Genomic DNA, 14601 nt, shown 5'->3' with positions numbered 1-14601 from the left:
CCGGTCAGTCCGCCTGAGCGACCTTGACCTTCTTGTAGGGCACGAACTTTCCCAGGCTCACCGAGCCACGAAAGAAACCGCCCGACCTGTCAACCATGCGAACTATGTCGATGCTGCACAGTTGCGAACCGAAAGTGCGGGTCACCATGATGTCGTCATCGTCGAGCGACGAAAGTCCGGCATCGGGACGATTGACGTAGATCGTGCTGCCCGAATCGTAGACGATCGCGGTCTTGTCGTAGATCCGTGTCGAAGTGACCTGCGGATTGTAGATGCAATCCACCGGCTCGCCAGCCACCCGGCCTTCAAGCGTCTTGGCGAGCTGCTGCTCGGGCGTCAGGCGCGGCTTGGCATCGGCTGCGGCTCCGGCAAGGAGCAGCGATCCCGCAGCCAGGCTTGCGACGATCTTGCTTGCAACGATTGTCATGGCTCGCACCTTTCCCAAAATTCGATCGCTGATCGATAGGCCGATTCGGCTGAACCCTTGCTGAAGCTCAGGCCGTCCCGCCCACGGTCAAACCTTCGACCAGCAAGGTCGGCTGTCCGACGCCTGCAGGCACGCTCTGCCCACCTTTGCCACAAACGCCCACGCCTTCATCCAGCGCCAGATCGTTGCCGATGCCCGTCACCTTGGTCAGGCAGGTCGGGCCATCGCCAATCAGCGTAGCCCCCTTGATCGGCGCGCCCAGCCTGCCGTTCTCGATGCGATAGGCCTCGGTGCAGGAAAACACGAACTTGCCGCTGGTGATGTCCACCTGCCCGCCGCCAAAGGACTTGGCGAAGATGCCGTTCTTCACGCGCGAAAGCAGTTCGGCCGGGTCATCGTTGCCTGCGCGCATGAACGTGTTGGTCATGCGCGGCATCGGCGCGTGGGCATAACTTTCGCGGCGGCCATTTCCCGTGGGCGAAACGCCCATGAGGCGCGCGTTGAGGCGGTCGTGGATGTAGCCCTTGAGAATTCCGTCTTCGATCAGCACGTTTTCCTGCGTGGGCGTGCCCTCATCGTCGATCGAGAGCGAGCCGCGCCGCCCGGCGATCGAGCCGTCATCCACCACCGAGACGCCGGGCGCAGCGACACGCTGGCCGATCCGGCCCGAGAACGCGCTGGTGCCCTTGCGGTTGAAATCGCCTTCAAGACCGTGACCGACGGCTTCATGAAGCAGGACACCCGGCCAGCCGGGGCCGAGCAGAACGGTCATCTCACCCGCTGGCGCGGCGACGGAATCGAGATTGACCAGCGCTTGCGCCAGCGCCTCGTCGATAGCGCGGTTCCACGTTGCTGGAGCGAACAGATCATCATACAGGCGGCGGCCGCCGATTCCGAATGAGCCCGTCTCGCGTCGGCCATCCTTCTCCGCAACGATCGAGACGTTGAGCCGCACCAGCGGGCGCACGTCGTGCGCGACGAAGCCATCTGCGCGAACGATCTCGACCACCGACCACGAGCCGGACAGCGACGCCGAGACCTGCGCAACGCGCGGATCGCGAGCGCGGGCGGCGGCATCGATCGTCTCGAGCAGCTTGACCTTGGCCTCGAACGGCACGGCATCGAGCGGCGAGGCATCGGTATAGAGATGGCGGTTATTCTGGCGCGGCGGCGGCGCGGCGCTGCCCTTGGCCGGATCGAGCAACCTCAGCGTTTCGCCGGCACGCGCGATGGCGGCGGCGGAAATTTCGTTGGCATGGGCAAAGCCGGTCATCTCGCCCGAGACGCCGCGCAGGCCGAAGCCGGCATCGCGCGAATAATCGGCCGTCTTCAGCCGCCCATCGTCGAAGCCGAAGCTCTCCGATGCAATGAACTGGAGATAGAGTTCGCCATCGTCGCAGGCATTCAGGGCCTCTCGCGTGAGGCGCTGCGCATCATCTGGGGTGAGCAGGCCGGAGCGGTAAAGCAGCGAGCGGGTATCGATCTGGGTCATCGCACCCGATATAGGCGCTCTGCCGGCAAAGCCAATGCGCGCTTTACAGCAGCCCGAGCGAAATCAGGCTGCCTGGGCGCTGTCGGCCGGGCCGCCCTTGAGCACGAAGCGCTTGTCACAATAGCCGCATTCGACGAAGCCGCGCTCGTCGATCTCGAGCCAGACGCGCGGATGACCGAGAGCCGAGCCGCCCCGGATTTCGGAAGCGCCATCGCACTTGACGCGGGTGTGATCGGTGAAGACGGTTTCTGGCGGCTGAATCATGGCGCTGCGCTAGCAAATGCGAAGGGCGCAGACAATTGCGTTTTGCCCCAGCATCGGGCAGGCAGCGCGCATGCAATCAAGCCCTGACGCCGCACCCGCGATCCGCATCCAGAATCTCGTCAAGCGCTACGCCCCGACTAGCAAGACGGCAGGCAAGCTTGCGCTCGACGGCGTGAGCTTCGACGTTCCCCAAGGGCAGATTTTCGGCCTGCTCGGCCCCAATGGCGCGGGCAAATCAACGCTGATCAACACGCTGGCCGGGCTGGTGATGAAAACCTCCGGCAAAGTCGAGATCTGGGGCCATGACATCGACCATGACGTGCGCAACGCCAAGGCTTCGATCGGGATCGTCCCCCAGGAAATCGTCTTCGACCCGTTCTTCACGCCGGCAGAGGTGCTGGACAACCAGGCGGGGCTTTACGGCGTACCCAAGGCCATGCGCCGGACGATGGAACTGCTGCGCGCAGTTCACCTCGAGGACAAGGCCAACGCCTATTCGCGCTCGCTTTCAGGCGGGATGAAGCGGCGCCTGCTGATTGCCAAGGCGATGGTCCACCGCCCACCGGTGCTTGTGCTCGATGAGCCGACCGCTGGTGTCGACGTCGAGCTGCGGCGACAGTTGTGGGAGCTGGTCGGTGAATTGAACGCCGAGGGTGTGACTGTCGTCCTGACCACGCACTACCTCGAAGAGGCCGAACAGCTTTGCGACCGGATCGCGATCATCAATCACGGCAAGCTGATCGCCAACAAGCCGACCCGCGAGCTTGTCGACATGGCGCGCGAAAAGATCGTGGTGCTGACCCTTGATCGCGCCGTGGATACTGCACCGCAACATCCAGCCTTCATCAAGAGCGCAGTCACGGGCGAGCGTCAGGTGGAGATCGGCTACGACAAGGACCGCATGACGGCGGGCGAAGTCATGTCGCTCGTGCAAGGGCAGGGTTATGCGATCGTCGATGTCTCGACGCGCGAAGCCGATCTCGAAGATGTGTTCGTGAGCCTTACCAGCGGCCCCCGCGACGGGATCTGATCAGGCGTCAGAACCAGATGAAGCGGAGGTCTCCGGCGGAAGGCGCTTGCGCCAGCCGCCCCTGTCTCGCCTGCGAATTGCCGCGCCGCAATGCTTGCATTTCCCGACATAGGTTACGCCATTCCAGCCAATGCCTTCGCGAACCGGACGGTGGCTGTTCAGCAAGCACAATAGGCGAAACTTTGACATCAAAAGCGTCCCAGCGGTGATCGCTAAGGGATACTACGTATCATGCTGCAACTGCGAAACAAGTGTCATTCGTGGTTAGGAACATTAAAACCGGATCGGTTTGAAGGCACTCACCTGACTTGCAGACCTTTCCACATCCGCGCCTCCAAGCTAGGGCGGTTTCCCGGCCGCTTGCGGCAGAAGTGGAAGGGAGTCCGCCAGTGAGCGGTGATCTGGAAGGTGGCCATGACGTGCTGGTCATCGGCTCGGGGGCGGCAGGCCTCACGGCGGCTCTCGTGCTCGCCGAAAAGTGCCGCGTGCTCGTTCTGGCCAAGGGAGCGCTCGATGGCGGCTCCACCAACTGGGCGCAGGGTGGCATCGCCGCCGTGCTGGATGCCGGCGACACCTTCGAGGATCACATCCGCGATACGATGATTGCCGGCGCCGGGCTCAACCGGCGCGAGACGGTCGAATTCGTGGTCGAGAACGCGCCTGCCGCCATCAGTCGGCTTGCCGAACTGGGTGTGCCGTTCAATGCTGAGGCCGGATCGCTCCATCTCACGCGCGAAGGCGGGCATTCTCACCGCCGCATCGTCCATGTCGATGACGCTACCGGTGCCGCCGTGCAGAAGGCCTTGCTCAAGGCCGCGCGGGAACATGCCAACATCACCCTTCTGCCGGGACGCACGTGTGTCGATCTGATCACGGGCCGCCATGAGGCCGCCCGCTATTCGGGTTCGGGCCGCATCTGGGGGGTCTATGCGCTCGATGAAGCGACCGGCAAGGTCGAGGCGCATACCGCGCGTGCCACGATCCTTGCCACGGGCGGTGCGGGGCGCGTCTACCAGTTCTCTACCGCACCGCGCGGCGCAACGGGCGATGGCATTGCCATGGCGTGGCGAGCGGGTGCGCGCGTCTCCAACATGGAGATGATGCAGTTCCACCCGACCTGCCTCTACAACCTCGAGATCAAGAACTTCCTGATCACCGAGGCCGTGCGCGGCGAAGGCGGTCGCCTCGTCAATCCCCGCACCGGCCAGCGCTTCATGGAGTTCTACGACCCGAAGCGGCTTGAACTCGCCCCGCGCGACGTGGTGGCCCGCGCGATCGACGCCGAGATCAAGAAGTTCGGCCTCGATTTCGTCCATCTCGATATCAGCCACATGCCCGCCGACTTCGTGAAGGGCCATTTCCCCAACATCTATGAAAAGCTCATGGGTCTGGGGATCGACATGACCCGGCAACCGATCCCCGTAGTGCCGGCGCAGCATTACACCTGTGGCGGCGTGCTGATCGATCTGGACGGACGCACCGACCTGCCCGGCCTCTATGCCGCGGGCGAATGCACCGAGAGCGGACTCCACGGCGCCAATCGCCTTGCATCAAACTCGCTGCTCGAATGCTTCGTGTTCGGCGATTCTGCCGCGCGCGACATCCTGCGCCGGTGGGAAAGCTTCGACGCTCCGCCCGAGGTGCGCGGATGGGACGAAAGCCGGGTCACCGATTCAGACGAGGAAGTGGTGATCAAGCAGAACTGGACCGAAATCCGCCGGTTCATGTGGAACTACGTCGGCATCGTTCGCACCAACAAGCGCCTCGAGCGCGCCGCGCACCGCATCCAGATGCTCTCGGACGAGGTCGCCGACTACTACGGGCACTTCCGCGTGACGACCGACCTGATCGAACTGCGCAACCTGCTGCAGAGCGCGGACCTGATCGTGCGGTCGGCCCGGGCCCGGCACGAGAGCCGCGGCCTGCACTATACGCTGGATTTCCCCCAGACCGACGAAATCGCGCGCGACACCGTGCTGGTGCCTTAGACTTAGGCGGCTTCGGTCTCGACGAATTCGGGATAGAACGAGGGCGCGCGGGTTGACCAGCCATGCGCGGTGGCGGCGGCCTCGCTGATCGACTGGAGCAGATCGCGTCGGCGGTCCGGCCGGATCAGCGGCAGCGCGGCAGCACTGCAAAAGGCCGAGGGCAGCCATGGCCGCACTTCGGCTCCAAGCAGCCGTTCGTAAAGAAAGCGATAGGCGGAAAAGCCTGCGATGCGCGCCTGGACGAGGTCGAACGCAGACAGTCTCATGAGGCGTCCCATGAACGGCTCCAGACTGTCGATCCCTTCCACCCGGGGAAGCATCCGGCGCAGCGAAACGAGTTCGCGGTAGGCGCAGACTTGCGCGCGGATCGAGGCCGCCTCATCCTCATCGCGCGCCCAACGCACGACCGCGTCGCCACGGCCAAGCGCAATGTCGAGACTGCGGCGGATGTAACGCTGCTCGCAAGGCGCGAAGCTGGCGAACTCGCGCAGTTCGGCGATGGTCATTCCGCTTGCGTCGTAACGCGCCATGATCGTGCCCTCCAGCCGCACCGGACTCGGCCGGGCGACAGGGTGGATAGTGGCAGGACATGGTTAACGGCTGGTAACCGTCAGGACTGGCAGCGACTGCGGTTCAACCCGCAGTCGCTGCCTGCCGGTATCAGCCGAATGCCTTGTAGGCACCGTAAAGGCTGGTCAGGGTCAGCACCACGCCGACCATGATGAGCATGGCCTTGGCCGGAATGTGCTTTGCCGCCCACGCTCCGAACGGGGCTGCTGCGATACCACCGATGAGGAAGCCGAGAGTCGGTCCGGCAACATCGGCAAAGCCAAGGTGCCAGATGAATGCCGCCGACACGGTAAGCGTCAGGAAGAACTCGACCGTGTTCACCGTGCCCACAACCTTGCGCGGATCAGCGCCCTGAATCAGCAGGTTGGAAGTTACTACCGGTCCCCAGCCGCCGCCGCCGGCAGCATCGAGGAAGCCCCCGACCAGCCCGAGCGGCGCGACCCAGCCAGCTTCCTTGATCTTGGGCGGATAGAGAATGCCGCGAACCAGGAGATAGATGCCGATCGCGGTGAGATAGAGCAGGACCCAGGGCTTCACCAGCGACGCATCGAGCGACGACAGGACGTAGGCACCAAGGATGCCGCCCGCCATGCCCGGCAGCAGCAGGCGGAAAAACAGCTTCTTGTCGACGTTGCCATGGATGAGATGGCTGATGCCCGACGTTGCGGTCGTGAAACATTCGACGATGTGGACGCGCTGTGATGCAAGGGCCGGCGGGATACCCAGGACGCCGACCATCAACGTGTTCGAGATGACGCCGAAGGCCATCCCCAGAGCACCGTCGACCATTTGCGCCGCAAAACCCACGGCAATAAACGGCCACAAGGCCGTCCAATCAATTGCGGCAAGAAAGTCCATCTGATTCCACCCCTGTTTCTGGGGCGGAGGGCTAGCGGGATTCAATCTCTACCAAAATAGAAGAAATTATACTCTACCATAAAGGGAGAGTTTTTTGCGACGAGTCGAATGCTCTCACCGGCGGCGATAACGGAAATACCAGACTTCATGCCCGTACACGGTGCGCGCCTTGTGCTCGTAGCGGGTTTCAGGCCATCCGCCGGGGCGAGTCTGGAAGTCGGCGCAGTCATTCGCGAGCCATTCGAACTGGTGTTTATGGCCACGCATGACCATCAGCGCATGACGCAGATAGACGTCGTGGTCGGTCCCGAAGCGGAATTCGCCGCCGGGCTTCAGTTTGGCGGCAAACATGTTCAGCGGGCCATCATTCATCATCCGCCGCTTGGCATGCCGCGCCTTGGGCCAGGGATCGGGATGCAGCAGGTACAGAAACGACAGCGAACCGTCGGGAATGCGCTGCAGCACTTCCAGCGCGTCGCCATGATGGATGCGCACATTGCCCAGCGGCGCATGCTGGCCGTTGTCGCCGGCAACGTGCGTCAGCGCCTGCGCCACGCCGTTGAGGAAGGGCTCTGCCCCGATGAAGCCGTGATCTGGGAGCATGTCGGCACGGAATGCCATATGCTCGCCTCCGCCGAAGCCGATTTCAAAGTGCAAGGGGCGCGGCTCGCCGAACAGCACTTCTGAGGTGATCGGACCTTCGGCCGGCATCGCGATGCGGGGCAGCAGCGTATCGACCAGGCCCTGCTGGCCCTGACGCAAGGGCTTGCCCTTGGCGCGGCCATAGAGACGGTTGAGCGTGGTCGGATCGCCGGATTTGTGCGCTGTCATGGTGGGGGCATTTGGCAGTGGGTCAACCATGGGTCAATACGGACGGTCCGGGCTCGGCCCGTGTGAATGTTCGTCCGGGGACAAGAAATTTGGATGGACGGGCCTGGCGCGCTGTGGTGATCAGGCGCCATGGCCGCCAACGATCCTGCCGCCCGTGCGATTGCCGTGCTCAACGAGAAGGAAATGGAGGTTCTTCTCCTGCTCACGGCGGGCCATACGATCAAATCGATTGCCGCCAGCCTTGGGCGCAGCGAAGCATCGATCAACGAGCGCCTGCGCGATGCACGGCGCAAGACCGGCATCGGCAGTAGCCGGGAGCTGGCCAGGCTGGTTTCCGGACAGGAAATATGGCCCAGAAAAACTGATCTTACCGAAACAGGCGATCCAGCCCAGGCCACGAGGGAGCCCGCCATTGCGGAGGCTCATCGATCGAAAGGAAGGATCTCCATGTCAGCCATGTTGCCCCTCGTCGCCGGACTACTGCTTGTATCGTCCAGCAGCGTTCAGCCCTCCCGCTCGCCCGATGCCGCGCAGTCCGAACCCGCCAGTCTTTCGCAGCTTGCGGGCAGGTGGTCACTCGACACGGCCCGAATACCGGAGGCTGAGCGCCCGCGCAGCGTGACGATCGCATTCGCCGTCTCGACCGATCGACGCTGGACGACCCGGGTCGATATCGTGGGACCTGATGGAGCCCTGCAGGAGGCGCGCTCGACCGCGGCTACCGATGGCGTGCCGGTTCCCGTATCGGGTAACATGACCCTGATCGATACCGTGTCGTTGCGCCAGCCTGCGCCCAATACGCTCGTCATGACCTTGGGAAAGGCCGGCAAGCCTGTCGCAACCCGCGTCTATACGGTGGAGAGGGACGGCAGGTCGATGACCGAAACGATCGTCTGGGCAGCGCAAGGAATGCCGGAGATGGAAACGACCTACTTCAACCGCATAGACTGAGCACTTAATCCCGACGGAGGGCACCGGGTTTGTGTGCGGCCCGCTTTCCCTCGTCGGTCTCGACGAGAAACTCGGGGTTGTCCCTGGAGGCAGCAACTTTGTGGCCCTTGATGGTCGTCGGCTTTTCCAGCTTGCGCACCACCTTTCCGTGCGCGCTTCCGCCGTGGCTGCTCCACGAGACCTTGTCGCCAGTTTTGAGTGACTTTGCCATGCTCGTTCATCCTTGTTCCGGTTCGAGGATGAGCGGGTGAAGGCGGCTCTGGTTCCTGCCTCTGCCCGCACAGGCAGGTCCGAACTGCCAAGCCCCAAACAGAAACGGCCCGCCGATCATGGCAGGCCGTTTCGAGGGATGGCGTGAGATGATCCGGAAGATCAGGCCGCTTCGGTCGCCGCCATGTCATCGGGATCGCGCAGCACGTAGCCGCGGCCCCAGACCGTTTCGATGTAGTTTTCACCGCCGCAGGCATGCGCCAGCTTCTTGCGCAGCTTGCAGATGAACACGTCGATGATCTTGAGTTCGGGTTCGTCCATGCCGCCGTAGAGGTGGTTGAGGAACATTTCCTTGGTCAGCGTGGTGCCCTTGCGCAGCGAGAGCAGCTCGAGCATCGCGTATTCCTTGCCAGTCAGGTGCACGCGGGCGCCGTCGACCTCGACGGTCTTGGCATCGAGGTTGACCGAAAGCTTGCCGGTGCGGATGACCGACTGCGAATGGCCCTTCGAACGACGCACCACGGCGTGGATGCGGGCGATCAGTTCTTCACGGTGGAAGGGCTTGGTCACGTAGTCGTCGGCACCGAAGCCGAACGAGCGGACCTTGCTGTCCATTTCCGAAATGCCCGAAAGGATCAGGACCGGGGTCTGCACTTTTGCGACGCGCAGCTTCTTGAGCACATCGTAGCCGTGCATGTCCGGCAGGTTCAGGTCGAGCAGGATGATGTCGTAATCATAGAGCTTGCCGAGATCGAGGCCCTCTTCGCCGAGATCGGTCGAATAGACGTTGAAGCCCTCGGTGGTCAGCATCAGTTCGATCGCCTTGGCGGTCGTCGGTTCGTCTTCGATCAGCAGTACGCGCATTGATCCGCCCCTTACTTGCCATGTCCCCGCAGCAATTAACCCGGACTAAACCCGTGTTGACCGCCATTAACCATAGGAGGAATGAACATGAAAGGTTAATTTGCTGTAAACAATGTCCAAGAGAGTCATCGTGTTAACCACCGAAGTGGGCGGTAATGACTCAGGCAGGGCGGTAACCGATTCAGATCGGGTGGGATTTGCCCGATTTATCAGGTGTGCCACAATGAATCACGACGGCCCTGCGCGTAGCGAGAGTGAGTCATAAAAGTTAACGAACCGGCGGAAAAAGACGCCTCACCATGGCGCAGTCAGCCGAATCAGGCTCCGGCCACGCCCAGACTCGACGCCGCTTCACGCAATTTTCGCGCTTCGGCCCCATCGTTGCGGAATGCCGCCAACCCTTTTTTCAGTGCCTCGCCCGCCTTGCGCGGCTCACCCAGCTGCATCCGGCTGCGCATCAGCATAATCCAGCCGTCGACATTTGCCGGGTTCTTGTCGAGCTTGGCCTCAAGCCCATCGACCATACCGCGAATCATCGCTTCCTGCTGCCCCTTGGGCAGGCCCGCAGCTGCCTTCATTTCTTCCGAGGTCGGCCCCGGAATGCCGGCTGCGGCCTTGTGCGGTCCATCGGTGATCACGCCATTGGCGGGCGCCGCGAAGCGGGCTTCGGCAAGGCGCTTCTCGACATCGATCTTGCGACGCTCGCCCACGTTGCGGATCACCTCGCGGATATCCTCGGCATAGGGCGCATCGGCAGGCGTATCTTCGAGCAGATCGAACCAGGCGTTGATGGCCTGGCGGTGGCGCCCGCCAAGGTCCATCGCGACCGCCTGGAAATAGCGGGCACGGGCATCCTCGGGGTCAAGCTTGATCGCCTTGTCGAACGCCGCCTTGGCATCACGCGGCATCCGGCCTTCTTCCTTGCTGGCCAGGACCAGCGCTTCGCCCAGGAACGACCACGTCTCGGCATGCTCGGGATCGAGCTTCGTCGCCTTCTTGAGCGCGGTGGCCGCCTCGGCATAGCGTTCGGTCTGGAAATAGGACCAGCCCAGCATACGCCAGCCCTCGGCATCTTCGGGGCTTTCTGCGAGCTTTTTTTCCAGCTTTGCGATGACATCGTCCACCGAGGGCTGCTGGCTCGGCAGGGCTGCTGGCGGCTGGGCCTGCGGTGGCGGGTTCTCGGGCCCGCGCATCATGGCAAAGCCACCGGCTCCCAGCGCGATCACGCCCGCTGCCACCAGCGCGATCCGGCCGATGCGTGACGAACCTTGCGCATCGTCACGCTTGTCCGGCGTCGGCTCGGGCGAAAGCGGGGACTGCGGCTCGGTCATCAAGAACTCCTGTCGGGTGCCGTGGGCGGCAACCCTGCGTAACGCCTTGCGCATATCGCGCAGCACGGGTCGCACGCAAGGTGTTGCGCGGCAAGTCCAATGTGAACCTGAAGCGCGCCTGACCGTCGCGCAAATTGCCGCCGGCCAAATTGCGGTTGGCCAAATTGCGGCGGGCCAAATTGCGGCTGGCATTGCCGGGTGTATCGGTTAAAGTCGTGCCCTTAGGGGTCGCAATCGGTTTTCGGATAAGGGCAGGCGCAGGCACAGGCGCCGTTCTTGCGCGTGATGCGGGGGACGCATACCGGTGGGCGAGGTTTTCAAAGTTGCGATTATCGGCTCCGGCCCGGCAGGCATGAGCGCGGCCGGCCGTGCGGCGCAGCTTGGGCTTGCCCATGTGCTGCTCGAGAAGACCGATCACCTCTCGGACACAATCTACAAATACCAGAAGGGCAAGCATGTGATGGCCACGCCATCGCAGCTTATCCTGCGGTCCGATCAGGAATTCGACGCCGGCAAGAAAGAAGACATTCTCGACAAGTGGAACCGGCGCACCGCCGAACTTGCCGTGAACGTGAAATACAATGCCGAAGTCAAGTCGATCAAAGGCACGGGTCCTGCGATCGAGGGATCGGTCCAGAAGATCGTCACCCGCGCGCGCGACGGATCGAGCACGACCACCGAACTCCAGCGCTTTGCCCCGCCTTATGCCATCGAGCTGACCAATGGCGAGACGGTCATGGCCGAAAACGTCGTCCTGGCGATCGGTACGCAGGGCAATCCCAACCTGATGCGCTGCCCCGGCGGCGATCTTCCGCACGTGACCTACCAGCTTGACGATCCCTATGCCGTGCTCGACCAGCACATCGTCGTGGTCGGCACCGGCGACGCAGGGATCGAGAATGCGCGCGGCCTTGTCGAAGACCCGGCGCAAGGCAATGTCGTCACCGTGCTCAACCGCGCGCCGAAATCGACCAACGTGCGCGAAAGTTTTGCCACCGCGAAAGAACCAAACGCCAAGGCGCTGGTCGAAGATGACGCCGCCGGCAAGCTGACCATCCGCTACGAGACCGAGACCAAGTCGGTCGAACCGGGCTGGATCACCCTTGCCACGCGTGATGGCGAGGAACGCATCCGCTGCGACCGGATCATCGCGCGCATCGGCTCGGCCCCGCCGCGCGGCTTTGTCGAAGGCTGCGGCATCGAGTTCGCCAGCGCGGACCGCCTCGCCTTCCCCACCCTGTCGCCGCAGTTCGAATCGACCGCACCCGGCATCTTCGTGATCGGCGCGCTGGCGGGCTATCCGCTGATCAAGCACTGCATGAACCAGGGCTACGACGTCGTCGAGTTCATCAACGGCAACACAGGCCTCAAGCCAGCGGACGAGCCACTGCTCGAGGCCAAGTTTGCCGGGCTCCCCGGCAACCGTTCGGTCAACGAATGGCTGGAGTTCCTGCGCACCAACGTGACCATCCTCGATGGCATGACCACGCTGCAGCTGCGCGAATTCATGCTCGATTCCTCCGCGCGCGCCTATGCCAAGGGCGAGACGGTGTTCGAGAAGAACGACCCGGGGTCCTCGCTCTTTGCGATCGCCTCGGGCTCGGTCAACGTCCGGCTCGACGAAAAGGACCCGTCGAAGGTCATCGCCATTCCTTCGGGCACGATCTTCGGAGAGGTCGGCCTGATTTCCGGGCGGCGGCGCGGCGCGACGATCGTGGCAGCCGAAGACACCATCTGCGTCGAGATCAGCCGCAACGCCGCGCTCAAGCTGCAGAGCCAGGTGCCGACTGCCCGCCGCGCGATCGAGCGCATATCGACCGAACGCCAGATCCTGCAGATGTTCGGATCGGGCCTGACCAGCGCCGACATCGCCGAAGTCGTCGATTCCGCCAAGATCATGGCCGTCCGCGCGGGCGATGCGATCATCAAGGAGGGCGACGAGGACAAGGACATCTATGTCATCCGCGTCGGCTCGATGATCGTCGAGAAGGAAGTGGGCGGAAAGCCCGTGTTCCTCTCGTATCTGCCCGCCGGTTCCTACGTTGGTGAAATGGCACTGATCGATGGTGGCCGCCGCACCGCCACGGTGCGCGCCGCGATCAAGAGCGAGGTGATCAAGATCGACGGCGAGGCGTTTGGCCGGGTGCTCGCCGCCAAGCCTGCCCTGCTCGACCGCGCGCGCAAGGACATGGAGGTGCGCCGCGCAACCAACGCCTTCATCGAATCCAAGAAGGACAGTTTCTCGGGCGTCGTCGATCTCTATTCCGAGCAGGCCAAGTTCCTCGTCAGCCAGGGTCTGGGCGAGGCGACCGACGTCCTCCTGATCGACGAGCGCCTGTGCGTGGGTTGCGACAATTGCGAGAAGGCCTGCGCCGATAGCCACGACGGCCTTTCGCGGCTCGACCGCGAGGCGGGCAAGAGCTTTGCCCATCTCCACGTGCCCACATCGTGCCGCCACTGCGAACACCCGCACTGCATGGCCGATTGCCCGCCCAATGCGATCCATCGCGGGCCTGACGGCGAAGTCTTCATCAACGACACCTGCATCGGCTGCGGCAATTGCCAGCGCAACTGCCCCTACGGCGTGATCCGCATGGACAAGGTGCCGCCCAGGAAGCCCTCGCTATTGTCGTGGCTGTTCTTCGGGTCCGGTCCGGGACCGGGCGAGCCGCCTTACAAGTGGTCGAAGAAGAACACGAAATATACCGGCGACCCTGCGGTTGACGAGTTGCTTGACCGCAAGAAGGCAATCAAGTGCGATATGTGCGCCGGGATCGAAGGGGGACCCAGCTGCGTGCGCGCCTGCCCGACCGGCGCCGCCATCCGCGTCTCGCCCGACGAGTTCCTGACCGTCTCCCGCCTCGAAAACGAGGGAGCCTGAGGCCATGGCGACGATCGCACCCAAGAAGCGCACCGGGACCTCGCGCGAGCGGACGTCCACGCATGAAGGCTTTCTGCGCCACGGCAACCTGTTCTGGGGCAAGTTTTCCGCCGCGCTCGCAATCGGCCTGATCGCACTTTACATCTTCGTGCCGCTTCCCGGGCAGCACTTCGGATCGAGCTGGCTCGGCTATACGCTCGGCACGATCGGCGCGCTGCTGATCCTGTGGCTGACCATGCTTGGCATGCGCAAGCGCGCGATCACGCCGGGGCGGTGGAGCCTCAAGGCATGGACCAGCGCGCATGTCTATCTCGGCCTGTGCCTGACAGTAATCGGCACGCTGCATTCGGGCTTCCACTTCGGCTGGAACGTGCACACGCTTGCCTGGGGGCTGATGCTGCTGGTGATTGCATCGGGTGTGTTCGGCATCTGGGTCTATGCCACCCTGCCCCGCGCGCTTTCGGCCAACCGCTATGACGATGAAGGCGCGATTACCGAAAAGCAGATGATCGAGGCAATTCGCTCGCTCGATCGGCAGATTCACGATGCGGCCCAGCCACTCGATCCGCAATGCGCGGCACTGGTCAACATGAGTCTCGAGGAAGACCCGTTCGCCGGCTCGTTCTGGAACCGCATCACCGGCAAGTACACCAAGTGCGCGACGCGCCACGCCGCCGCGGAACTGCGGCGTATGCGCGCCTACAAGCCCCGCATCGCCGACGATCCGATCGACAAGGTCGATGCGCTGCTGACGCGCAAGGAGGCCATGCTCGGGCGAATGCGACGACACCTGAAGCTCAAGTCCTGGTTGCAGGCCTGGCTCTATGTCCACGTGCCCGTGACCTTTGCGCTGATTGCGGCGCTTTCCGCCCATATCGTCAGCGTCTTCTTCTACTGGTGAGCG

At 63.2% G+C, this 14601-nt stretch carries 14 protein-coding genes; 5 read left to right on the top strand and 9 right to left on the bottom strand.

Annotated features, from left to right (window positions below; translation table 11 throughout):
* Nucleotides 1-4: 4 nt before the first annotated feature.
* The 3 genes from AC2A04_RS10085 to AC2A04_RS10075 form a co-directional block, all read right to left on the bottom strand.
* Nucleotides 5-427 (bottom strand): hypothetical protein, encoded by a 423-nt coding sequence (locus tag AC2A04_RS10085; protein ID WP_484212189.1) that lies wholly within the window; start codon nucleotides 425-427, stop codon nucleotides 5-7.
* 67 nt (nucleotides 428-494) lie between these two features.
* Nucleotides 495-1919: a metalloprotease TldD gene (tldD, locus tag AC2A04_RS10080; protein WP_484212188.1), complete on the bottom strand. Its 1425-nt coding sequence runs from the start codon at nucleotides 1917-1919 to the stop codon at nucleotides 495-497.
* Between the two features lie 63 nt (nucleotides 1920-1982).
* Nucleotides 1983-2183, bottom strand: coding sequence for a zinc-finger domain-containing protein (locus AC2A04_RS10075; RefSeq protein ID WP_484212187.1), 201 nt, complete (start codon nucleotides 2181-2183; stop codon nucleotides 1983-1985).
* Between the two features lie 70 nt (nucleotides 2184-2253).
* On the opposite strand from AC2A04_RS10075, the gene AC2A04_RS10070 reads away from it, so the two are divergent.
* On the top strand, nucleotides 2254-3213 hold the full coding sequence (locus tag AC2A04_RS10070) for an ABC transporter ATP-binding protein (RefSeq protein ID WP_484212186.1): 960 nt from the start codon (nucleotides 2254-2256) through the stop codon (nucleotides 3211-3213).
* Nucleotides 3214-3602: 389 nt separating this feature from the next.
* Complete coding sequence (nadB, locus tag AC2A04_RS10065; protein ID WP_484212185.1) at nucleotides 3603-5201, top strand: L-aspartate oxidase; 1599 nt, start codon at nucleotides 3603-3605, stop codon at nucleotides 5199-5201.
* A gap of 2 nt (nucleotides 5202-5203) precedes the next feature.
* Here the strand turns inward: nadB and AC2A04_RS10060 are convergent, their stop codons facing one another.
* The 3 genes from AC2A04_RS10060 to trmB form a co-directional block, all read right to left on the bottom strand.
* Nucleotides 5204-5731, bottom strand: coding sequence for a hypothetical protein (locus AC2A04_RS10060; RefSeq protein WP_484212256.1), 528 nt, complete (start codon nucleotides 5729-5731; stop codon nucleotides 5204-5206).
* A gap of 130 nt (nucleotides 5732-5861) precedes the next feature.
* Nucleotides 5862-6629 carry a sulfite exporter TauE/SafE family protein gene (locus AC2A04_RS10055; RefSeq protein WP_484212184.1) on the bottom strand — a complete coding sequence of 256 codons (768 nt, stop codon included), beginning with the start codon at nucleotides 6627-6629 and terminating at the stop codon, nucleotides 5862-5864.
* A gap of 114 nt (nucleotides 6630-6743) precedes the next feature.
* Nucleotides 6744-7460 carry a tRNA (guanine(46)-N(7))-methyltransferase TrmB gene (gene trmB, locus AC2A04_RS10050; protein WP_484212183.1) on the bottom strand — a complete coding sequence of 239 codons (717 nt, stop codon included), beginning with the start codon at nucleotides 7458-7460 and terminating at the stop codon, nucleotides 6744-6746.
* Nucleotides 7461-7589: 129 nt separating this feature from the next.
* Between trmB and AC2A04_RS10045 the strand changes: the two genes are divergently transcribed.
* A complete protein-coding gene (locus AC2A04_RS10045; protein WP_484212182.1) occupies nucleotides 7590-8411 on the top strand; it encodes a helix-turn-helix domain-containing protein in 822 nt (273 codons plus the stop codon).
* Between the two features lie 4 nt (nucleotides 8412-8415).
* Here AC2A04_RS10045 and AC2A04_RS10040 read toward each other — a convergent pair whose 3' ends face one another.
* The 3 genes from AC2A04_RS10040 to AC2A04_RS10030 all read right to left on the bottom strand — a co-directional run bounded on the left by AC2A04_RS10040 (nucleotide 8416) and on the right by AC2A04_RS10030 (nucleotide 10816).
* Nucleotides 8416-8622: a hypervirulence associated TUDOR domain-containing protein gene (locus tag AC2A04_RS10040; RefSeq protein WP_484212181.1), complete on the bottom strand. Its 207-nt coding sequence runs from the start codon at nucleotides 8620-8622 to the stop codon at nucleotides 8416-8418.
* Between the two features lie 161 nt (nucleotides 8623-8783).
* Nucleotides 8784-9485 carry a response regulator transcription factor CtrA gene (gene ctrA / locus AC2A04_RS10035; RefSeq protein ID WP_484212180.1) on the bottom strand — a complete coding sequence of 234 codons (702 nt, stop codon included), beginning with the start codon at nucleotides 9483-9485 and terminating at the stop codon, nucleotides 8784-8786.
* Between the two features lie 317 nt (nucleotides 9486-9802).
* Entirely contained in the window at nucleotides 9803-10816 is a 1014-nt protein-coding gene (locus AC2A04_RS10030) for a tetratricopeptide repeat protein (protein WP_484212179.1), read from the bottom strand.
* A gap of 304 nt (nucleotides 10817-11120) precedes the next feature.
* On the opposite strand from AC2A04_RS10030, the gene AC2A04_RS10025 reads away from it, so the two are divergent.
* Nucleotides 11121-13697 (top strand): cyclic nucleotide-binding domain-containing protein, encoded by a 2577-nt coding sequence (locus AC2A04_RS10025; protein ID WP_484212178.1) that lies wholly within the window; start codon nucleotides 11121-11123, stop codon nucleotides 13695-13697.
* Between the two features lie 4 nt (nucleotides 13698-13701).
* On the top strand, nucleotides 13702-14598 hold the full coding sequence (locus tag AC2A04_RS10020) for a hypothetical protein (protein WP_484212177.1): 897 nt from the start codon (nucleotides 13702-13704) through the stop codon (nucleotides 14596-14598).
* The last annotated feature ends 3 nt before the right edge of the window (nucleotides 14599-14601 follow it).

The organism is Novosphingobium sp. HNCC26DJ243, from assembly GCF_057180545.1.
The sequence above is the reverse complement of the archived record's forward strand: the minus strand, read 5'-3'. Positions and strand labels throughout refer to the sequence as shown.